The sequence below is a fragment of the Paenibacillus barcinonensis genome (genome assembly GCF_003217495.1).
GTDB classification, from domain to species: Bacteria; Bacillota; Bacilli; order Paenibacillales; family Paenibacillaceae; genus Paenibacillus; species Paenibacillus barcinonensis.
On sequence record NZ_QJSW01000004.1, the window covers coordinates 123,136 to 145,307 of the forward strand.

16 protein-coding genes are annotated in these 22,172 nt (G+C 48.8%); all 16 read left to right on the plus strand.

Annotated features, from left to right (window positions below; genetic code table 11):
- The first annotated feature begins 119 nt into the window (after positions 1-119).
- The 16 genes from DFQ00_RS08235 (at position 120) to DFQ00_RS08305 (ending at position 22,169) form a co-directional block, all read left to right on the plus strand.
- A complete protein-coding gene (locus DFQ00_RS08235) occupies positions 120-1,283 on the plus strand; it encodes a glucose-1-phosphate adenylyltransferase (protein ID WP_110896009.1) in 1,164 nt (387 codons plus the stop codon).
- Between the two features lie 131 nt (positions 1,284-1,414).
- On the plus strand, positions 1,415-2,518 hold the full coding sequence (glgD, locus tag DFQ00_RS08240; RefSeq protein WP_110896010.1) for a glucose-1-phosphate adenylyltransferase subunit GlgD: 1,104 nt from the start codon (positions 1,415-1,417) through the stop codon (positions 2,516-2,518).
- A gap of 333 nt (positions 2,519-2,851) precedes the next feature.
- Positions 2,852-5,284, plus strand: coding sequence for a glycogen/starch/alpha-glucan phosphorylase (locus DFQ00_RS08245; protein ID WP_110896011.1), 2,433 nt, complete (start codon positions 2,852-2,854; stop codon positions 5,282-5,284).
- Between the two features lie 306 nt (positions 5,285-5,590).
- Positions 5,591-6,472, plus strand: a complete 882-nt coding sequence (locus DFQ00_RS08250; protein WP_110896012.1) for an AraC family transcriptional regulator — start codon at positions 5,591-5,593, stop codon at positions 6,470-6,472.
- Positions 6,473-6,520: 48 nt separating this feature from the next.
- A complete protein-coding gene (locus DFQ00_RS29475) occupies positions 6,521-6,661 on the plus strand; it encodes a hypothetical protein (RefSeq protein ID WP_174812082.1) in 141 nt (46 codons plus the stop codon).
- 82 nt (positions 6,662-6,743) lie between these two features.
- Entirely contained in the window at positions 6,744-8,447 is a 1,704-nt protein-coding gene (locus tag DFQ00_RS08255; protein WP_110896013.1) for a glycoside hydrolase family 13 protein, read from the plus strand.
- 208 nt (positions 8,448-8,655) lie between these two features.
- Positions 8,656-9,348: a metal-dependent hydrolase gene (locus tag DFQ00_RS08260; RefSeq protein WP_110896014.1), complete on the plus strand. Its 693-nt coding sequence runs from the start codon at positions 8,656-8,658 to the stop codon at positions 9,346-9,348.
- A gap of 240 nt (positions 9,349-9,588) precedes the next feature.
- The gene (dctA, locus tag DFQ00_RS08265) at positions 9,589-10,944 is read left to right on the plus strand and encodes a C4-dicarboxylate transporter DctA (protein WP_110896015.1); all 1,356 of its coding nucleotides are present in this window, start codon (positions 9,589-9,591) and stop codon (positions 10,942-10,944) included.
- Positions 10,945-11,263: 319 nt separating this feature from the next.
- Complete coding sequence (gene treC / locus DFQ00_RS08270) at positions 11,264-12,979, plus strand: alpha,alpha-phosphotrehalase (protein ID WP_110896016.1); 1,716 nt, start codon at positions 11,264-11,266, stop codon at positions 12,977-12,979.
- Between the two features lie 42 nt (positions 12,980-13,021).
- Positions 13,022-15,037 carry a PTS system trehalose-specific EIIBC component gene (gene treP / locus DFQ00_RS08275; RefSeq protein WP_110896017.1) on the plus strand — a complete coding sequence of 672 codons (2,016 nt, stop codon included), beginning with the start codon at positions 13,022-13,024 and terminating at the stop codon, positions 15,035-15,037.
- 279 nt (positions 15,038-15,316) lie between these two features.
- Positions 15,317-16,342, plus strand: a complete 1,026-nt coding sequence (locus tag DFQ00_RS08280; protein WP_110896018.1) for a LacI family DNA-binding transcriptional regulator — start codon at positions 15,317-15,319, stop codon at positions 16,340-16,342.
- Between the two features lie 361 nt (positions 16,343-16,703).
- Positions 16,704-17,624, plus strand: a complete 921-nt coding sequence (locus tag DFQ00_RS08285) for an aldo/keto reductase (protein ID WP_110896019.1) — start codon at positions 16,704-16,706, stop codon at positions 17,622-17,624.
- A 30-nt stretch (positions 17,625-17,654) separates the two neighbouring features.
- Positions 17,655-18,422: a sugar phosphate isomerase/epimerase family protein gene (locus tag DFQ00_RS08290; RefSeq protein ID WP_110896020.1), complete on the plus strand. Its 768-nt coding sequence runs from the start codon at positions 17,655-17,657 to the stop codon at positions 18,420-18,422.
- Positions 18,423-18,458: 36 nt separating this feature from the next.
- Positions 18,459-19,424 (plus strand): ABC transporter permease, encoded by a 966-nt coding sequence (locus DFQ00_RS08295; RefSeq protein WP_244213737.1) that lies wholly within the window; start codon positions 18,459-18,461, stop codon positions 19,422-19,424.
- A complete protein-coding gene (locus DFQ00_RS08300; protein ID WP_110896021.1) occupies positions 19,418-21,187 on the plus strand; it encodes an extracellular solute-binding protein in 1,770 nt (589 codons plus the stop codon). Before DFQ00_RS08295 ends, DFQ00_RS08300 begins: the two co-directional genes overlap by 7 nt.
- A gap of 82 nt (positions 21,188-21,269) precedes the next feature.
- Positions 21,270-22,169, plus strand: a complete 900-nt coding sequence (locus tag DFQ00_RS08305; protein ID WP_244213738.1) for a carbohydrate ABC transporter permease — start codon at positions 21,270-21,272, stop codon at positions 22,167-22,169.
- Positions 22,170-22,172: the final 3 nt, after the last annotated feature.

Below are 22,172 nucleotides of genomic sequence, written 5' to 3' on the forward strand. Positions count from 1 at the left end.
ACACATCTGATCGGTACAGCACGCTCCTGATCATGACAGTCGTGTGTATTACAACTGAATATTACGATTATAGGCTCTGAAATGAATCAGAATGAATGCATGTGGAGGAGGCTGTAATGATGGCAAAAAAAGAGGTTGTCGCAATGCTTCTGGCTGGAGGGCAGGGCAAACGGTTGAAAGGGTTGACGAAATCACTCGCGAAACCCGCGGTTTATTTTGGAGGAACGTATCGTATTATTGATTTCCCACTCAGTAATTGCTCCAATTCGGGAATTGACACGGTGGGGGTTCTGACGCAATATGAACCACTCGTGCTGCATTCCTATATCGGTATTGGCAGTGACTGGGACCTGGACCGCAAAAATGGTGGGGTCTTCGTGTTGCCTCCCCATGAACGCGAAGATGGAAGCAACTGGTACCGGGGCACGGCGGATGCGATTTACCGTAACCTGAACTTTATTGAACAATTCGATCCCGAACATGTGCTGATTCTATCCGGCGATCATATTTATAAGATGGACTACGATAAGATGCTCCAGTATCACAAGGAAAAAAATGCCGACTGCACCATTTCAGTCATTGATGTACCGCTGGAGGAAGCAAGCCGCTTTGGCATTTTGAATACCAATGAAGACTACAGCATATATGAATTCGAGGAAAAACCTTCTCAGCCCCGAAGCACACTTGCTTCCATGGGCATCTATCTCTTCAAATGGGATGTGCTGAAACGATTCCTGATCCAGGATGAACAACAGCCGTCCACCTCCTATGATTTTGGTAAAGACATCATTCCTTTGCTGCTTGAAAATGACAAATCCTTATACGCCTATCCGTTTGAAGGCTACTGGAAAGACGTGGGAACGATTCGCAGTCTGTGGGAGTCCAATATGGACCTGCTGGATGAGGAGACGCCGCTGAATCTGAATGATCCGAACTGGCGTATTTTCACCCGGAATCCAAATCAGCCTGCTCAATATATATCACCTGCTGCCAAGGTGCGTAACTGCATCATCAGTGAGGGCAGTATCGTGCACGGAGAGGTGAAGCACTCTGTCCTGTTCTATGGCACCGAGGTGGGCGAGTATAGCGCCGTTATTGATTCAGTGGTTATGCCGAGGGTTCGCATTGGTCGGAACGTATCCATCCACAGAGCGATTATTTCCGAAGGGCTGGTGATACCAGATGGTACCCGGATTGCACCGGCACCTGGAGACGAGAGTGATATTCTGCTGGTGGATCAGGAGGAGCTGGAGCGTCAGCTGCGCCAAGGCATTACACCCTGATCCATTGACGAGACCGTGAATGAATTCTTGTAACCCATGATGCAAACACACTGAGCCTTTGGCAGCTTCCATCATGGGTGAATACAAGAAGCTGTTTATACCATTTTGTTTCAAAAAGGACGGTGCGCGCGATGAAATCATTGATCGGAGTTATTAACCTGGACCATGAGCTTGAAGAATTGAAGGAATTGACGTATTTTCGCTGCGGAGCTGCGGTGCCTTATGCGGGGCGTTATCGTCTGATTGATTTTGTCTTGTCCAACATGATGAATGCAGGTATTGAAAGCATCGGTGTGTTTGTTCGCCGTAAATATCGTTCGCTGATGGACCATCTGGGAGACGGCAAGCCGTGGGATCTGGACCGCAAGCATGGCGGCATGTTTATTCTTCCCCCGGATTGGAACGATCCGACCGATACTTCGCAGGGAGACCTGCAGCATTTTCATAACAATCTGGATTTCTTCCACAGAGGTGCCGGGCAGTATGTCGTTCACGCGGGCAGCCGGCATGTGACTAAAGCCGATCTTCAGGATGTCTATCAGCATCATATCCGTACAGGAGCGGACGTAACACTCGTTTGCAAAAAAGTAGACCAGCTGCTGCCTGAGCATGAGGCCTGCATCAAAGTGGATCATGATGAAGACGGCAATGTGGTGGACATTCACCAATGTGCGGACCATACGAATATATATACGGAGATTTTTATTATGGAAAAGGGGCTGTTCCTCAAGCAGGTGCAGCGCTGCATTGAACATGGCGAAACTCATTTCTTCCGTGACGCGATTCAGAAAAACCCGAGTGGTCTGAAGATCGCGGCCTATGCCTACGAAGGTTATCATGCCGTCATTAATTCCATCGACAGCTACTACCGCAACAGTATGGATCTGCTGAATACAGGGCAGTACGACCAGCTATTCAAGGAAGATCCGGTGCAAACGAAGATCAAATACGAAGCACCTGCCAAGTATTTGGAATCGGCTGATGTCAAGCACTCTCTGCTTGCCAACGGCTGCATCGTAGGCGGTGAGGTGCAGGACAGCATCCTGTTCCGGGGTGTGCATGTCGCCAAGGGTGCGCGGATCAAGGGCTCGATTATTATGCAGAAATGTTACATTGGCGAAGGGACTGTGCTGGAAAACGTCATTCTGGATAAAGACGTGAAGCTGACGGGCGGTCAGACGTTAATCGGTGCCCCGTCCAACCCGTATATTTTGGCAAAAAGCACTATTATTTAAAGCTCCAGCCTGTCCGATATCATTCTATATCCAAACATAAAAATAAAATCCTGCAGGTTCGTTTTCGGGTTCGTGTGTTATAAAGGTACTCTGAGTTTCAAGTTCCTGCCAACGTGCAGCGTAGTGCAGGGGACGAAATCGATTCTGAAGAAGCGAAGCGCTCGCCCTGGTCTCTCCATTTCAACCTTGTAAAAGGTAATTCAAGAAATGGAAGAGACAACAGCGATCGAAAGAACGATTCGTAACCGGAACGGTCACTTTGCAGAAACGCCAGTGTACTTAACGCCATGAACCGCACAAGCTCGCAGTGATTTCACCGGGAGGAACCTACTTTTGTTTGACAACAAGGAAACGTTCAAGTCGATCTTTCAACGCAATCTCGTCAGCAAACTGGGCAAACCGATTGAAGAAGCTACGCAGGATGACGTGTACCACGTGCTCGGCAGCATGATTCGCGAATATGTAGGTCAAGATTGGGCAGCCTCGAATCAGGGGTTCAAGAAACGTCAGGATAAACAGGTATATTACTTCTCGCTGGAATTTCTGATTGGACGTCTGCTCGGCAACAATCTGTTGAACGTGAATGAACTGGAACTGGTTCGTGACAGTCTGGCTGAGCTGGGCTTTTCGCTGGAATCTATTGAGGAGCAGGAGTCGGATGCAGGTTTGGGTAACGGTGGTCTTGGACGACTCGCAGCCTGTTTTCTCGATTCCTTGGCCTCACTTGGTTATGCGGGACATGGATGCGGTATCCGATACAAATACGGGTTATTTGAGCAGAAAATTATTAATGGCAACCAGGTAGAGCTGCCGGATAACTGGCTGGAAAAGGGCAATGAGTGGGAAGTCCGGCGTGCAGACAAGAAGGTAGAGGTGCAGTTCTGGGGCCGGGTCGAGACTTATGAGCAGGATGGGCGGTACCATTTTGCAACAAAGGATGCCGAATCGGTTATTGCTGTGCCTTATGATGTGCCTGTTATCGGTTATGGTCATCCGCATGTCAATACCTTGCGTCTCTGGAGCGCCGAGCCAAAGCGCGAAACCTCGATGGACACCCCATCGAACTATTATGGTTATCTCGATTACAGCCGTTCGGTAGAATCCATCTCCGAATTTCTGTACCCGGACGATTCCCAGTATGAAGGCAAGCTGCTGCGGTTGAAGCAGCAATATTTTATGTGCTCGGCTGGTGTGCAGAGTGCCCTGCGTACGTTCAACAAGCTGGGGCTTCCATATGCTTGTTTGCCAGACAAAGCAGCATTTCATATTAATGACACCCATCCGACGCTGGTCATTCCTGAACTGATGCGTATTCTGATGGACGACAAGGGGTATGGCTGGGATGAGGCGTGGGATATTACAACACGCACCGTATCTTATACGAATCATACAACGCTAAGTGAAGCGCTGGAAAAATGGTCTGTATCCATGATCGGCAAGCTGCTTCCACGAATCTATATGATTATCGAAGAGATCAACAAACGCTTCTGCGGTATGCTGCTGGATCGTTATCCGGGGGATTCGGATCGGGTTCAGCATATGGCGATTATTGCGAATGATCAGGTTCGCATGGCTCATCTCGCCATCGTGGGCAGTCATAGCGTGAACGGTGTAGCCGCACTGCACACGGAGATTTTGAAGGAGCGGGAGATGGCCTCTTTTTACGCCTTGTACCCGGAGCGTTTTAACAACAAAACCAATGGTATTACACACCGTCGCTGGTTAATGCATGCCAATCCGAAGCTGGCAAATCTCATTACAGAAACGATTGGCAATGAATGGGTTACCGAGCCGGGCAGACTGGAGCAGCTGGCAGATTTTGCGAATCAAGCCTCCTTCCAGGAGCAGTTCCGTGCGATCAAACGCGATAACAAAAACCGCCTGGCGGCGTACATTCTGGATCATACGGGAACGCCAGTTGACCCGGATTCCGTATTTGACGTACAGGTAAAACGGCTGCACGGGTACAAAAGACAGCTGCTGAACATTTTGCATGTGATGCATCTGTATAACAAGCTGAAGAGTGATGCTACGTTTGATATGGTGCCGCGAACCTTTATCTTTGGAGCGAAGGCCGCGCCGAGTTATTATTTTGCCAAAAAAATTATCAAGCTGATTAACACGGTGGCCGATACCGTGAACCGCGATGCAGCGGTGAATGATCGGTTAAAGGTATTTTTCCTCGAAAATTATTCCGTTTCACTGGCCGAGAAGATTATTCCTGCGGCTGATGTAAGTGAACAGATCTCCACGGCGGGCAAGGAAGCGTCCGGTACAGGCAATATGAAATTCATGATGAACGGCGCGTTAACCATTGGTACGATGGATGGTGCCAATGTGGAGATGGCAGAGCAGGTAGGTGAAGAAAACATGTTCATCTACGGTCTACGTGCGGATGAAGTGCTGGAGTACTATCGTACGGGCAGCTATCGGCCAAACGAGATTGTCGAGCAGGATGAGCGCATCCGTGAAGTCGTAGAGCAACTGGTGCATCCGGGAGCATTCTGTTATCGGGATGGGGAGTTCTGGGATATTTATGATTCGCTGCTTGCCCACGGGGATGAATATTTTGTGCTGCGTGATTTTGCGGCCTATGCGGATGCACATGCGGCCATTGATCTGGCATACCGGGATGTTCCGGGCTGGACCCGCAAGGCCGTGTTAAATACAGCACATTCAGGCATTTTCTCCAGTGACCGCACGATTAGCGAGTATGCTTCGGACATATGGGGCATTCAGCCGGTGTCGGGGTATTGGAAAGGTTAGTTGCCTGGGAGATTAGAAGTTTCAAAGGAAATCTGTTCTCTCTTGTTCGATGTCTGCCTCCTGTGGTTAGCCAAGTCTGCCGCAGGAAGCAGCTGCGGACAAGAGATTTTTTGCTATACCCTTAGATCATGTGAGCAGTTCCCCACGACTTGCTCTGGTCACCATTTGAACAAAGCAAGGATTGTCCCATACAGGGAGTAAGTTCGCATTCAGCATCAAAAAAAGCTCGTGTGCTTCAGTCATACTAAGTAAAGAGACAGACCAATAAAGTACATATCCTATTCAGGAACAGGAGACGTAAATATTATGGATCATTACTCACGTATTCAGCTTGCTATTGATCATCTGGAAGCCCATCTGCAAGAGCCCTTTGATATAAAGGAGGCGGCTGCTGCAGCAAGCTTTTCGGCGTTCCATTTTCAACGATTATTTCAGGCAATTACCGGTTTTACTGTACTGGAATACGTGCGTCGGCGCAGATTAACAGAGTCGGCTTCTGCTTTGCGGAATACAGCGATGGGGGTGCTGGAGATTGCTCTGAACTACGGTTATCAATCTCAGGAAGCTTTTACCCGGGCATTTGATGCTCACTTTGGAACGACACCAGCGCGTTTTCGAAAAGCAGAAGAACCCGCTGCTGAGACACAAATGCAGTGCAGCATCAATTTTAACGAATTCCGCTCACAGCTTGACACTGCGTTCCATATGAACTCGCCACGTCTGGTTACATTGAAGCCGATCCGCATTGTAGGTTATGAATATCAGACACATCTGAGCGGGGCGCAGCACTACGGGGAAATTCCCGGATTCTATCATGAATTTGGTCGTGAGCAAAGGTTCATGAGCATACCTGATCGGCTTCGCCCGGATATGGCGTACGGGATTGCGACTCATTTTCAGGAGGATGGAGCATTTTCGTTTATTGTAGGCGAGGAGAGCAGTGGAAGGAGTGATTCTCTGGAATCTCTCCAGCTTGAACCGGGGTATACCAGCCTGGAGATTCCGGGTGGACTGTATGCCGAGTTTACTACCGAAGGCTCCGAGCAGGACGTTCGCAAAATGATCTACGGAAGCTGGCTGCCTGCATCCAAATACGAGCACCGTGAAGGTCCCGATTTCGAGGTGACCGATGTGTGGAAATCAACGCCGGAACGGCTGGATATGAAGATATACATCCCGTTGCAATAGACCTCTGATCACGTTGTTTATCGCAGGGGAGCTTGATACGGTGCCTGTTTGAAAGCATCGTTTCGGGGCCGGATGAATGGATTAATTGTGCGCGTGGTTGTCAGCCTGCTGCATTTATATGTTCTGCAAGCAAGACTTGAAGCGGATCGCTTGAATGCGATGAAGGTTTCGGGTCTTTTTTGCGTATGAACCGGGCTCGGGTGTTTACAAGGGTTTCTTTTCGGATAAAACATATTAACGGGTGAATTACTTCACAAGAGAGGAAAGCGAGGTGGGCATTATCGTTTGGTGGAAGGAAAGCGTGGTATATCAAATTTACCCGAGCAGCTTCAAGGATGCTGACGGAGATGGTTATGGTGATTTGCAGGGAGTCTATGAAAAGCTCGATTATCTGGAAAAGCTCGGTGTGGATGTGATCTGGCTGTGTCCGATCTACGATTCGCCGGGTCATGATAACGGATATGATATTCGTGATTATTATGCCATTTTACGAAAATACGGCACGATGGAAGATTTCGATCGTCTGCTTGCGGAGGCACATCGGCGCGGACTCAAGGTCATGATGGATCTTGTGCTCAATCATACGTCGGATGAACATGCGTGGTTTGCCGAATCTCGATCCTCGAAGACCAATGCGAAGCGTGACTACTACATTTGGCGTTCAGGTAAAAACGGGCAGGTGCCGAACAACTGGGAGTCTTATTTTGGAGGCTCGGTATGGAAGCATGACCCGGAAACGAATGAATATTATCTGCATTTATACTCGGAGCATCAGCCTGATCTGAACTGGAACAACCCGGAGATGGCGGAAGAGATGTACAAGATGGTGCATTGGTGGCTGGAAAAGGGGGTGGATGGCTTTCGCTTCGATGCAGTGGCCCATATCGCCAAGGCAGATGGATTGCCCAATGCTCATAACCCGAACAATCTGCCTGTGGTGCAGGCGTATGAGCTGTTTTCCAATCTGGAGCAAGTGCACACCATCCTGCGCAAATTGAACAACATGATTCTCAAGCCGTATGGCCCGATGACTGTGGGCGAAACCTCCGGGCTTGGACCTGAGCAGGCTTTGGCTTATGTCGGTACAGATCGGGATGAATTAAACATGGTATTCCAGTTTGAGCATATGTTTATTGATGCCCGATCTTCGGGCATTGGCAAATGGAATTACAAGCCGTGGAAGCTGACGGAGTTAAAAGAAATTATGAGCCGCTGGCAGACGGTGCTGCACGGGCGGGGCTGGAATGCCAATTATATGGGCAATCATGATCAGCCGCGTCCAGTGTCGCGATTTGGTGATGATGGCAAATACAGGGCACGGTCGGCTCAGTTGCTTGCAACGTGGATGTTCACCTTGGAAGGTACGCCGTACATCTATCAAGGGGAAGAGATTGGCATGACCAACGTGGCCTTCCCGGATATTGAGCAGTATCGGGATATCGAAACGAAAAACTATTACAATCATTACATCGGGCAAGGGAAATCCAAGCATGAAGTGATGGAGGCCATCTGGCGGAAAAGTCGGGACAATGCGCGTACGCCTATGCAGTGGGACGATTCGGAGCACGCAGGCTTTACGACAGGCGAGCCGTGGATGGAAGTGAACGGCAATTATACCGGGATCAATGTGGCAGAAGCGGAAAGTGATCCGCAGTCCATTCTGAATTATTATCGCAAGCTGATTACACTGCGCAAACAGAATCATGTCCTGATCTATGGAGCGTACGAACTGTTTTTGCCAGATCACCCGGAAATCTATGCTTATACGCGTACTCTGGAGGATGAGCAGTGGTTGATTGTGATGAACTTTAGTGCTAACGAGCCCGAAATGGCTTGGCCGGAGGGCTGGAATGCAGCCGAGGCCAAATGTATGATGTGCAACGTCAGCAGGCGTTATTCCACAGATGAAGGGGCTATTCTGCTACAGCCGTATGAAGCGAGGGTGTACCGTAAACAGGGGGTGAGCGGGGAGTGAAACGGGCGTAGCGGGCTGCGGTTTATACTGCGGATACTGCTTTGTTTCTTCTCTCCTTGCTGTACGCTGCTTCTCTTGCACTTACACCTTAGCGTTATATAGTAGACGGACAGCTATCGCAAGTATGACAGTTTTGCGCATGCGCAGCGTTGTGAATTATAATATAGCTAAAAAAAATACATCACTCAGATGTCAGGAGGAACCTAAGTTGTTGAACATTACGTATCACGGACACTCCAGTGTACAGCTGGGCACAGAAGAGAAGTCACTTATTATTGATCCGTTTCTGCGAGGTAATGAGCTTGCGGTGAACAAACCGGATGATATCAAGACCGATGTTGTTCTGTTAACCCATGCACATATGGATCACATTCTGGATGCGGAACCCATTGCGAAAGCCAATGATGCCAAGGTCGTGGCAATTGTAGAACTGGCTACATATATGTCGTGGAAAGGGCTGGATACCATTGGCATGAATATGGGCGGTACGGTCGATCTTGACTTTGCCAAAGCAAAAATGATTCAGGCCTTCCATACATCCGGCATTGTGCTGGAAGAGGAGCAACGCATTATGTATGCGGGATTACCTGCCGGATTTATTATTGATATTGGTGGCAAAACGGTGCTGCATGCCGGAGATACAAGTCTATTCGGGGATATGAAAATGATTGGGGACCGTCACAAGATTGATGTTGCATTTCTTCCAATTGGCGGGCATTATACGATGGGACCTGAGGATGCATTGCAGGCGGCAGAATGGTTTAATGCCAAGCTGACCATCCCGGTTCACTATGATACCTTCCCTGCCATTCGTCAGGATGCAGAGCGATTTGTGCAGCAGCTCGCTGCCAGAGGGCTGGAGGGGCGTGTGATGGCACCGGGGGACTCCATTTCCCTGTAAGCAGGAAGCAGATTTGAGACCAGTTCCATCCTTATAAAAATTATAAAAAGCGAATGATGCGTCAAGAAAGATGATGCGTCATTCGCTTTTTTTGTGCTGAGCATTCAATTTTGAGGTCAATCATTGGTCAAAATCACAAAATGAACGAAATGGCATTGTAGCTGGAGAGACGCTAATGATATAAAAGGTTACACGGAAACCAACCGGAGATCCGAAACGATTGCAAACGGGGGAGCGTTCATGACATTTGTGAAATCTTTATTTTTTCAGATCATTGCAGCAGTGATTATCGGCATTGGGGTAGGTATTCTATGGCCCGATCTGGGAAGTCTTTTGCAGCCTTTGGGTACGGGCTTTATCAAGCTAATCAAGATGCTGATTGCCCCGTTAATTTTTATGGTCATCGTAACAGGCATCGCCAAAATGGGCGATCTGAAGTCTGTTGGACGAATTGGGCTTAAAGCCATCCTGTGGTTCGAGCTTGCTACGACGGTTGCACTTGTGCTCGGTTTGTGCACAGCGAATCTGCTTCATCCGGGGGCGGGAATGCATGTAGATCCTTCCACCATTGATGCCAGCGGAATTGAAGCCAAAACAAAGGGCTCTGAGCTTCCGCACACGGTTGATTTTATTATGAACATTATTCCTACAAGTGTTGTGGACGCCTTTGCCCAGAATGCCTTGCTGCAGGTGTTGCTTGTTGCCTGTCTGTTCGGGGTTGCCTTGGCAGCTACGGAGAGTAAGGCGAAGGAAAATGTGCTGAATCTGGTGGAGCAGCTGCTTGGTATCGTGTTTCGTATGATCGGTTACATCATGAAGCTGGCACCTGTAGGCGCGTTTGGCGCAATGGCTTACACGGTGGGTGCGTATGGAGCGTCCACGCTTTCGTCTTTTGGCCTGTTGATATTGGCTTGTTACGGTGCGGCATTGTTGTTCCTCGTTTTGTTAGCTCTGGCTGCCTGGTGGATTACAGGTCTGAACTTTATGCAGTTTGTCCGATACACCCGTTCGGAAGTGATGCTTGCGATTGGCACAGGCTCTTCGGAAGTCGTGATGCCACGGATGATGGACAAGCTGACGAAGGCAGGTTGCGACCGTGCAGTGGTTGGACTGGTTGTGCCTACGGGGTATTCATTTAATCTGGATGGGGCTTCAATCTATCTATCGTTAGCGACAGTTTTTGTTGCGCAGGCTGTTGGGATTGATCTGACTTTGGGTCAGGAGATCACAATCCTGCTTGTGCTGATGCTAAGCTCCAAAGGCATGGCGGGTGTTCCTGGTTCAGCATTTCTTGCCCTGTCGGCTACGGCGGCGGCAGTGAATGCTTTTCCGGTGGCAGCGGTAGCCCTGCTGCTGGGAGCAGACCGCTTTATGGATACGATGCGGGTTTTCACAAACTTGATGGGGAATTGCGTAGCGGCATTTGTAGTTGCGAAATGGGAAGGCTTGCTGGATCAGAAGCGGATGCGCGCCGTGCTCTCCGGCGAGATTAGCGCCGCTGAACTGGAGGCAGAAGAAAAGGCTGCCCGGTCTGCTTTGAAGTTGAATCTTCGAGAGAAGCAGGGCCAATCCCTGTCGGCACCAGAGATGTCATAAGTGATAAAGCAGATCGCAGCGATGCAACCCTAAGATATTAATCCAAGAACAGATATTTCTAAACCGTCTGAATCACCGGCATGAATTAATCCGGGAGAACAGACGGTTTTTTTATGTAATACAGATATCATGCAGCTAGCAACACAAATTTTCCAGCACATGTTACAGCGAAAACATTAATGGGGAATGGGTAGAAGAGATGAAGAACATACACTTTATTGTTTCAACTTGTATATACATGTTTAGTTATGTAATATAGATGATGAAAATAGCCGAGGGGTTTGGTGAGAGCATTACAACATATATTGGAGGCGTTAACATGAGTTCGAAGAATACAGAGCCGTCATCGTGGTGGAAGAGATCTACGGTGTATCAGGTGTATCCGAAGAGCTTCAACGATACCACAGGGTCGGGAACCGGTGACATTCGCGGTTTGACTGAGAAGCTCGATTATTTGCAGCATCTGGGGATCGACATTGTCTGGTTGCAGCCAGTGTACGTATCGCCGCAGCGAGATAACGGATATGACGTGGCTGACTATTATCGAATTAATCCAGACTATGGCACGATGGAGGATTTCGATGAATTACTTGCAGCATTAAAGGCGCGGGATATGAAGCTGATGATTGATATCGTTGTCAATCATTCTTCTACAGATCATGAATGGTTCAAGCAGTCTCGTTCATCCAAGGACAATGCTTACCGGGACTATTACATCTGGCGAGATCCTGCACCGGACGGCGGTGTCCCGAACAACTGGCAGTCCAAATTCGGCGGACCAGCTTGGCAGTATGATGAGCAGACTGGACAGTATTTTCTGACGCTGTTTGATCAAACCCAGGCGGATCTTAACTGGGAAAACGAAGAGGTTCGCCGAGCCGTGCGCGATATGATCAAGTTCTGGGCAGACAAAGGAGTAGACGGCTTCCGAATGGATGTCATCAACCTGATCTCCAAAGACCAGCGTTTCCCTGATGACGATGGAAGTGTGCCGCCAGGGGATGGTCGCAGGTTCTATACGGACGGACCGCGTGTGCATGAGTACATTACGGAAATGTATGATGATGTGTTTGGACCTTACAACATGGTGACGGTAGGCGAGATGTCCTCGACGACGCTGGAGCACTGTATACGTTATTCCAATCCGGCTTCGAGAGAATTTTCGATGACCTTTAACTTCCATCATCTCAAGGTGGATTATCCGAACGGGCAGAAATGGGAGCTGATGCCCTACGATTTTGAAGTGATGAAGCAGCTGTTCAGTGAATGGCAGACAGGCATGCAGGCTGGCGGTGGCTGGAATGCGCTATTTCTGAACAATCATGATCAGCCGCGTGCGTTGTCACGCTTCGCAGATGATGGGCAGTACCGTGCCGAGAGTGCCAAAATGCTGGCGACAACGCTGCATGGCTTACAAGGTACGCCATATGTCTATCAGGGTGAAGAGATTGGTATGCCTAACCCGGTCTGGAGGGATATTAGCGAGTTTCGCGATATTGAATCCACGAATATGATTCGTTTGCTTCAGGAAGAGCGGGGTAAATCAGCCGAAGAAGCATTTCAGATCGTGAGGGAGCGGTCCCGGGATAATTCGCGGACGCCGATGCAGTGGAATAATAGCGCTAATGCGGGTTTCACAACAGGTACACCGTGGCTCAAGGTGGATGAGAGATATCCTTCCATTAATGTTCAGAATCAGATGAATGACCCGGATTCCATCTATCAGCATTATCGCAGGCTGATTGCGCTGCGCAAAGAGGTTGATGTTCTGACGGATGGATTGTACGAACGGCTTGATGAGGCTCACCCGGACGTATATGCTTACGCCCGTACCAATGGCAAAGAGACGTTAGTTGTCGTATCGAACTTCCGCAAGCAGGATACCGTTTTCCATCTGCCGGATGCCGTCTGGAATGAACATATTGCAGGTAAAGGTTCTGAACTGCTTGTTGGAAACAGTGATGCAAAGCCTCGTCTGACTCAGGACATTGCGCTCAGCCCGTATGCCTCTTATATGTGGTTGATACAACAGTAACAGCAGCAGTGCATCCCATTTTATAAAATAGGAAGTGACACTATGGCAATTGATAAAAAACAGGTCGAGGAGATCGTTCGTGCCGTTGGCGGCAAGGAGAACATTGAAGCGGCAACCCATTGTGTAACACGACTTCGGTTTGCTTTATACGATGAGGATAAAGTAGATACAGAGCTGCTTGATCAGAATGAGCTGGTCAAAGGGCAATTCTCCTCTCAGGGCCAATTTCAGGTCGTTATCGGTCCCGGACTCGTAGATAAGGTCTACGACGAGATGATCCAGATTACGGGCGGGGAGCGTTCCTCCAAGGATGATGTGAAGGCGGCTGCGGGCAAAAAGCAAAACCCGCTACAGCGTGCGATCAAAACACTATCGGACATTTTTATTCCGATCCTGCCGGCGATCATCACCGCGGGTCTATTGCTTGGAATTAACAACATTTTGACAGGACCAGGCATTTTCTATGATGGAAAATCATTGGTGGACGTGTATCCTGCCTGGAAAGACTTCGCCTCCATGATTAACACGATTGCAAGCACAGCCTTTACGTTCCTGCCTGCTCTGATCGGGTGGTCAGCTGTGACACGCTTTGGGGGCAGTCCGCTGCTCGGGATTGTGCTCGGTCTTATTCTGGTTCATCCCGATCTGCTGAGTGCATATGGTTACGCTGATGCGGTGAACAAAGGTACCGTTCCGACCTGGAATCTGTTTGGGTGGGAGATTGAGAAGATTGGCTATCAGGGTCAAGTGCTGCCTGTGCTGGTATCGGCCTATCTGCTGGCCAAGCTGGAGATTTTCCTGAACAAAAGGGTGCATGATTCGATCAAACTGCTGGTTGTTGCGCCCGTCACTTTGCTCGTTACCGGATTTTTGGCCTTTACGATTATCGGCCCGGTTACATTTTCGATTGCAAACGCGATCACATCTGGTTTGATCTACATTTATGATTCCTATGCAGCGCTGGGTGGCTTGATCTATGGTGGTCTGTACGCACTGCTTGTTATCACAGGTATGCACCATACATTCCTTGCGGTGGATGTGCAGCTGATCGGCAGTCAGGGCGGTACATTTCTGTGGCCGATGCTGGCTCTGTCCAATATCGCACAAGGCTCGGCGGCGCTTGCGATGATGCTGGTGCTCCGTGAGAAAAAAATGAGAGGACTTGCGGCAACCTCCTCCGTATCCGCTTTCCTGGGGGTTACGGAGCCGGCTATCTTTGGTGTAAATATTCGTTATCGCTATCCGTTTATCTTCGGTATGGTCGGTTCAGCCATCGGCGGGGTATTGCTTACGATGAATAACGTTCAGGCCACATCAATCGGTGTAGGTGGAGTGCCTGGCTTCCTGTCCATTTTCCCGGATAAATGGGGTGTCTTCTTCATCGGCATGGCGATTGTGCTGATTGTGCCATTTCTGCTCACCGTTGTGTTTGGCCGTGCGAAGCTGAGAAAAGAAGACCGACGTGCTGCAAATGGAGAATCTGCCGAAGCACAAGGAAAACAAGGAAAGAACGCTGCGTCCACTGAGGCGGCAGCGGGAACAGAGACGGCTGAGCGCATTCACACAAGTGCGCGAGCAGGACACGAGTCCGTGAACACGCTTGAAATCATCGCGCCATTGACAGGTAAAGCCGTACCGCTCGAGCAAGTGCCTGATCCGGCCTTTGCCGAGAAACAGATGGGCGAAGGTATAGCCATTGAGCCATCGGGCAATGAGGTGGTTGCACCGTTTGACGCAACAGTGGCTCATGTCATCAAGAGCAAACATGCGGTCATTCTGGAACATGCCAGCGGCCTTCAGATTCTGATTCATGTCGGGATTAATACGGTATCCCTTAAAGGCGAAGGTTTCGCTATGCATGTGCAGACTGGCGAGCACGTAAGGGCCGGACAGAAGCTGCTTGAATTTGATCGTAAGGTCATTACAGATGCGGGTTATCCGCTCATTACACCTGTTATTATTCCAGATGGTCAAGATATGGTGGAACGGGTGGAGACTTCGACAGGGGATGTCACTTCCGGTCAGAGTGGTGTATTGAAGGTTCATTTGAAGGGATAACAGAAATTGCAGATGGGGAGCTGTCTCGAACTGCTTAATCAGCCTACCGGGTCAATGAAGTTTGACCTGAGCAGGAATGATGCAGGCAAGGAGACAGGCTCCTCATTTTGCATATATGCGTACGGATTGGTTGCAATTTTTCAATTTTTATCCAGATCAGTTGCGTATTCAAACATGAATCGTCTACACTGGAATTATACTTGGCAGCAAAGATAGAGCAAGTGCAAGTGCAAGTGCAACCTATATCCATATTCCACAGAGATAAAGAAGGTGATTACAATGGCTGTCAAAATTAAAGATGTGGCACAGCGCGCGGGTGTATCCGTTACCAGTGTGTCCAGGGTGCTGAATGGAGAGAAATACGTAAGTGAGGATATTTTACAGCGGGTGCAAAAGGCGATTGAAGAATTGCAATACTCTCCAAGCCACATTGCAAGAAGTTTGAAACGGCAGAAAACAGATCTCATCGGCGTCATTGTGCCGGATCTGACGTCCAACTTTTATTCAACCATACTGAGCAGCATTGAAGAGACGGCCACGTATTACGGTTATAATCTGCTGGTATGCAACATTGCAGAAGATCTGGAGAAGGAACTGAAATATCTGAATATATTCCGTGAGATGAGAGTGGACGGCATTATCATTATGCATGAGAAAAGCAGTCCAGAGCTGCTGTCCTTTATTCAGAATTCCGGTATTCCGATCCTGTATTCCAGTGTGAAATCACCTGATCCTGACTTTGTATCCGTCATCATTGATGATTATCAGGCTGCCTTTCAGACCGTGGAGTATCTCGTTTCCCTTGGGCATAGCAGGATTGCTTACATCGGTGGAGATATGAGGGATATTACATCCGGCCAGTATCGGTATGAAGGCTTTCGTGCCGGGCTGCTTCGCCATGGCATTACACCTAATGAAGCGTGGATTCGGTTTGGCGATTATAAAATTCCGAGCGGAAGAGAGCAGATGTCAGAATTGCTGCAGCTGAGTGAATGGCCGACCGTGGTGTTTGCGGCGAGCGATGATATGGCAGTGGGGGCGCTGAATTGTATGCTTGACCAAGGGCTGGACGTCCCGAAAGAGATGTCACTGATCGGTTTTGACGGCAGCATCATTGCAGAAGTCGTGCGTCCGGCACTTACATCAATGCAGCAACCAATTCGTGAGATGGGTAAGGTGTCGTTGGAGACATTACATGAGATGATTATGAGACCTGGAAAAGCTGTACGGAAGGATCTTATATTATCACATCAGTTAGTCGAAAGAGAAAGCTGTCTCCCGTTGTCAACAAACAAGACAAATTAAGATAGATATATGTCTGCCCTCGAAATGTAAGCGATTTATTTAAAAAATAATACTTGTGCTTTTGAAATTCTGGTAATATAATTTGACACAAGTCAACCAAGAGCTCATCTAATCTTTGCATCAATCAACTCAAGGATTCAATCCATGAATCAACGGTCTGGTATCGGTACCAGACTTTAAATTTTCGTATGGTATCGGTACCAGATGCCATACGAAACCTGTTTTTCTTCTCTTTTATCGCTCCCTCCTTTCCTTACTCTTTCTGTTTGTACAGTGTTCCCAAGGCTCATTCATTATTTTAACCGCATCATGCGTCTTCATGATCAATCTGGTATCGTTACCATATAAGGAGGCATAAGGCATGTATACGAATATCACTTCACGAATTCAACTGTCCAGGCTGATCCTGGGCACAGGTGATCTCGTGAGAATGGATCATGAAGATCTGTTAGACCGCTATGTAAATGCCGGCGGCAACACCATTGATACCGCACGACAGTACACCCAAAGTGAGAAGCGTATTGGCGAGTGGATGGAGAAAAGGTGCAACCGTGATGTCATTCGCATTCTTACCAAGTGTGCTCATCCTCGTGATGATGCTTCATTCATTTCCAGAGTCACACCTGAAGCCATCACCGAAGATCTGAACGACAGCCTGGAGGCGCTGCGAACCGATTATATCGACTTGCTTGCCCTTCATCGTGATGATCCTGAGCAGCCGGTTGAACCCATCATAGAAGAGCTTAATAAACATCTTGAAGCTGGCTCCATCCGTGCCTTCGGTGCTTCCAACTGGACACATCAGCGGATTCAGGCAGCGAATGACTACGCAGCAGCAGCGGGCTTGCAGGGGTTTCAATTCAGCAGTGTGCAGCTCTCGTTAGCTCGTGCGTTAGAACCGATGTGGGCAGGGTGTGTGTCGGCAGCCAAGGATACCGTGGAATGGCATTGTGGCAACCAGATGCCTTTGCTGTCCTGGTCGGCGCAAGCCGGAGGGTTTTTCTCAGGTGCATTCACCCCGGAGCGTACGCAGGACAATCTCGATATGACTCGTGTCTATTACACGCCGGATAACTGGGAGCGATTACGCCGGGCGCAGCAACTGGCAGCAGAGAAAGGTGTTTCTGCAACACAGGTGGCCTTGGCTTTTGTTCTGCACCAGCGTTTCCCGACCAGTGCTATTATTGGTCCTCGCAGACCCGAGGAGCTGCTACAATCCTTCGAGGCAGAGAAGCTGCACCTTACTGCGGATGAAATGGCCTGGATCAATCTGGAGAAGTAAATTCATACAGCTGAGGAGGAACGGTTGAAGATGAGACATAAGTGGGCCGCGCAGCTATATACACTGAGGAACGAGCTGAAGCTGGATTTTCACGGTACGTTACGAGAGCTGAAGAAGATGGGATGGGCTGCTGTGCAGATTGATGGACTGCATGGTCATGACCCGGCCGAGGTCGCAGGGTGGATGAAGCAGCTTGGATTGCAAACCGCAGGCATGCATGTGGGACTGGAACGAATGAAGTTCGATCTGCCTGCTGTATTGCGCGAAGCAGATTTGTTCTGGACCCGGGATTTCATATGCCACTCGCTGCCCGATGAACTGATGAACCGTTCAGGATATGAAAGCGTTCGCAGAGATTTGAGGCAGGTATCACTTGAGGTCAGTGCGTCAGGTTACAGGGTTGGATATCACAATCATGATTTCGAATTCCATACTCGGATAGGTGATCAATATGCGCTGGACTATGTGCTGGAATGGGACGAGTGCAGTCCGATCTATGCAGAGCTGGATACCTACTGGCTGAAGAAGGCGGGTCAGGACCCTCTGACGTATATACAGAAGTTTGGCGGCCGAATGCCGATTCTGCATCTGAAGGATATGACCGGGGATGAGGAGCAGCAATTTGCTGAGCTCGGCAATGGGTGCATCCACTTCGGACCCATTCTGCAATGGGGAGAACAACATGGAGTCGAGTGGTACGCTGTGGAGCAGGATGAGTGCATGGGAAGTCCGATGGACAGTTTGGAACAAAGCCTTCAGTATTTGAACCGCTGGTTGGAGACACAAGGCTTGACATAGTTAAAGCTGTAACAGGGAAAGGGGTAGTCGAATCGGATGCAACCAACAGCAGAGGCAAATGTAACGATGACCGAAAAGCGCAAGACCTCGTCAGGGCTGAAGAAAAGGCTGATTGAGAACAAATTGCTTTACATCATGCTGGCTCCATGTCTACTGTTTTTCATCTTGTTTTCCTATCTTCCCATGGCGGGGCTGGTAATGGCCTTTAAGGAGTTCAAGTTTAATGAGGGCATGTTCGGCGGGCCGTGGGTGGGGCTTCGTTACTTCAAGTTATTTTTCTCATATCCGGAGGCAGGGCAGTTAATATGGAACACGTTTATGGTGGGCTTTATCAAAATTGTGCTGTATTTCCCGTTTCCGATCATTCTGGCTATCATGCTGCATGAGCTCCGTTCCAAACGTTTCAAGTCGGTTACGCAAACGATCTCTTATCTCCCGTACTTTCTTTCCTGGGTGGTGGTCGTTGCGTTCACCAATAAAGTGCTTGCGCCCGACAGTGGCATATTTAATCAGCTCATTGCAGCGTTGGGAGGTGATGGAGGGACCTTTTATTTAATGGAAGGCAAGTATTTTTACCCGATTATGTTTCTGACACACCTTTGGAAAAATATTGGATGGGGATCAATTGTGTATTTGGCAGCCATTGCTGGCATTGATCCAACGTTGTACGAAGCGGCCGAGATGGATGGAGCCAGTAAATGGAGAAAAATATGGCACATCACACTCACTGGTATCCGCCCTGCGGTTGGCGTACTTTTTATTCTGGAGATTGGCAGTTTGTTATCAACGGGATATGAGCAGAACTTCCTGTTACGCACTGCAGGCAATGCGGAATATGCGGATATTCTGGATACGTACGTACTCCGAGTGGGTATGATGCAGGGGCAATACGGGTACGCGTCAGCGGTTGGATTGTTGCAAGGTATCGTAGGGCTCATTCTAGTTATTACGGTGAACAAGCTCGTTCGTAAATACAGCCAGAATGAAGCCAGCTTATGGTAAGGACGAAAATTCGCGAAAATGGAGTGGTATCCATGAAAATGACGAAGAAATTCGGTTCACTCGCAATTGGGTTCGTTCTCTGTTTTGTTGTTGTGTTAGGTGGTTGTTCTTCCAGCGATAGCAGTAAAGATCCTGCAAGCGAGGTGGCAGCGGATGGCCGCAAAGCCGGGGAGAATGGATTTATTGCCAATCGTGATCTGAAGGGCCGAATATTTCTGGAAAATGACGGGGCACAGCTTCCAGCCGATCAGACCGGTAACCCGGTTGCGCTGAAAATTAAAGAAAAAACAGGCATGACGCTGGACTGGCAGTCTACAGGTGCTACAGATGGTTTACAGGAGCTGACCGTTACGCTGGCAACTGGAGATTTGCCGGATGTGATCGAAGCGTACCTCGATCATGGGGGTCGCCCGGAAATGGCAGTGCTGCTGAAAGGCGCGAGGGAAGGTTTGTTCACGGACCTGCGGCCTTATCTGGAAAAAACGAAAGTGCTCAAAAAATATTTAGACCCCAATTTTCTGCCAAGAGATACCCGGGAAAATGTCATGTTCCGGCCTGAATTTGATGGCAAAGTGTATTTCATTCATATGAATATCCCGGCTGAAGATACGACGGACGCAGATCGGTACCACTATCGTGCAGGCATGTGGATTCGCGCGGATATTGCGGAGGCGCTCAAGGTTGATCCGAGCAAAATTCGGACAGAGGATGAATTATATCAGCTTGCCGTTCGCATCAAACAAGGCAACTTCAAGGATAACAACGGCAAGCCAATTACACCGATCGGTCCGCGCAAATGGGGCGGTGATATCGTCAGCACACTTTTCAAAAATGATGATTTCGGTAACGGAACACGTTTCGATGTAGACAAGGACGGGAAGGTCAAACATGTAGCGGAAACGGATTATGCACTCAAGCAGGTTGAATTTGTACAAAAGCTGCTGAAGGAAGGCTTGCTGGATAAGGAAGCTTTCAGCATGGACGGCGTACGTGCAGAGGAAGGCATGAACAACGGCTCGTACGGCATCATTTCTTACGCCAACATTGCGCTGGATTCACTCGCGTTATACGAGAAGGTGAAGTATTTGCCGATGGATCAGCTGGAGAATTACAAGGGCGAAACGGCTATCTATGAAAAAGAAAAATCGGGCAGCCAGGTATGGGCTATTCCGGCAACTACTGAAAATCCGGAGCAGATCGTACAGTTTGCCGATTATCTGGCTTCCAAGGAGGGCAAAGCCCTCTGGCAATACGGGATCGAGGGTCAGGACTACAGCGTGAAGGATGGCAAGTATATCTACAGTAACGATGTTGTGCAGATGATGACCCGCTCGCCTGAGAAGGTGAAGGATGTCATTCCAACCTTCTGGGGTGGACTGCTGGGGAGAACGGATATGAATAATGTAAAAGATTTCGGTGAGCTCGTGCTGGGTCAGAACTCGCAGCCGGACAAGTTCAAGCTGATGTTTGAGCTGATGAACTACGGCAATCCAACGTACAAATATTGGGATGGATACTCAGCCATTTCCTACCTCTCAGAGGTGCCAGAGATCGAGGCGGGTCTGAAGCCGGTGCTGGATACCTACAAGGATGTACTGGTGAAATCGTTCTACGCCCCTTCACTGGATGAGGCAAAGAAATATCTGGATGAGTACAGGCAGCAGCTCAAGAGTGCTGGTGTAGAGCAGTTCGAGCAATATTTGCAGGAGAAATATGATAAAGATCCAGGCTCGGTTGTCTTTTATATGGACGCAACATTCTAGGACGATATACGACGGATCAACAGGGCAGAGGGCCTGCATAGTCAGGCCTTTTCCCTAAACTGTAATCCTGGAGGTATGGAGCATGAATCAGACATTAGGTAAAATGCCTGTCGGGGAGAAAATCGCTGCCGTGTTTAATGTTGTTATTCTGACGGTATTAAGCCTGTCCATTATTTTGCCTTTTCTGAATGTACTGGCACTTTCCTTCAACGATGGCAAGGATGCCTCTCTTGGCGGAATCACGTTCTGGCCACGGGAGTTCAGTCTGGCGAATTATGCCGAGGTGTTCAGCAATCCCGACATTCTGAGCGGCCTGAAGATCACACTGTTTCGCACCATTGTTGGCACGCTGCTCAGTGTATTGCTTACCGCCATGGCGGCTTATGCGTTGAAGAAAAAGGATCTGCCCGGGCGTAATGTGTTTACGCTGCTGATTGTGTTCACAATGCTGTTTAATGGCGGACTTGTACCATATTATATGGTGCTCAAGACGTTACATTTAACGAACAGCATCTGGGTGTTTATCATTCCAACCTTATATAGTGCCTGGAATATTATTTTGATTCGCACTTTTTTTCAATCCATTGACGGAAGCCTGGAAGAGTCGGCCAAGATCGACGGTGCGAATGATTTTCAGATATTGTTCCGCCTCATTATGCCGTTAAGTCTGCCTGTGCTCTCCGTAATCTGCCTGTTTAATGCGGTGATGCACTGGAATGACTGGTTTTCGGGTGTGTTCTATGTGAACAAGGAAACACTGCGGCCGCTGCAAACGATTCTGCAACAGATGCTCACCTCTGCTGAGGCCATGCGCAAAAATCTGTCCATGAATCTCGGCGCAGCCGATCCCCGGTTGTCTGTAACTGGAGAATCAATGAAAATGGCAACAGTTATGGTCTCTGTGCTTCCAATCGCGTGTATCTATCCATTCATTCAGAAGTATTTTGTACAGGGAATCATGATTGGTTCAGTGAAGGGTTGATCA

Excerpts from the sequence above, each read along its gene's own strand:
- DFQ00_RS08235 (WP_110896009.1), top strand. The coding sequence starts at position 120 with ATGGCAAAAAAAGAGGTTGTCGCAATGCTTCTGGCTGGAGGGCAGGGC.
- glgD (WP_110896010.1), top strand. The coding sequence starts at position 1,415 with ATGAAATCATTGATCGGAGTTATTAACCTGGACCATGAGCTTGAAGAA.
- DFQ00_RS08250 (WP_110896012.1), top strand. The coding sequence starts at position 5,591 with ATGGATCATTACTCACGTATTCAGCTTGCTATTGATCATCTGGAAGCC.
- dctA (WP_110896015.1), top strand. The coding sequence starts at position 9,589 with ATGACATTTGTGAAATCTTTATTTTTTCAGATCATTGCAGCAGTGATT.
- treC (WP_110896016.1), top strand. The coding sequence starts at position 11,264 with ATGAGTTCGAAGAATACAGAGCCGTCATCGTGGTGGAAGAGATCTACG.
- treP (WP_110896017.1), top strand. The coding sequence starts at position 13,022 with ATGGCAATTGATAAAAAACAGGTCGAGGAGATCGTTCGTGCCGTTGGC.
- DFQ00_RS08280 (WP_110896018.1), top strand. The coding sequence starts at position 15,317 with ATGGCTGTCAAAATTAAAGATGTGGCACAGCGCGCGGGTGTATCCGTT.
- DFQ00_RS08285 (WP_110896019.1), top strand. The coding sequence starts at position 16,704 with ATGTATACGAATATCACTTCACGAATTCAACTGTCCAGGCTGATCCTG.
- DFQ00_RS08290 (WP_110896020.1), top strand. The coding sequence starts at position 17,655 with ATGAGACATAAGTGGGCCGCGCAGCTATATACACTGAGGAACGAGCTG.
- DFQ00_RS08295 (WP_244213737.1), top strand. The coding sequence starts at position 18,459 with ATGCAACCAACAGCAGAGGCAAATGTAACGATGACCGAAAAGCGCAAG.
- DFQ00_RS08300 (WP_110896021.1), top strand. The coding sequence starts at position 19,418 with ATGGTAAGGACGAAAATTCGCGAAAATGGAGTGGTATCCATGAAAATG.
- DFQ00_RS08305 (WP_244213738.1), top strand. The coding sequence starts at position 21,270 with ATGAATCAGACATTAGGTAAAATGCCTGTCGGGGAGAAAATCGCTGCC.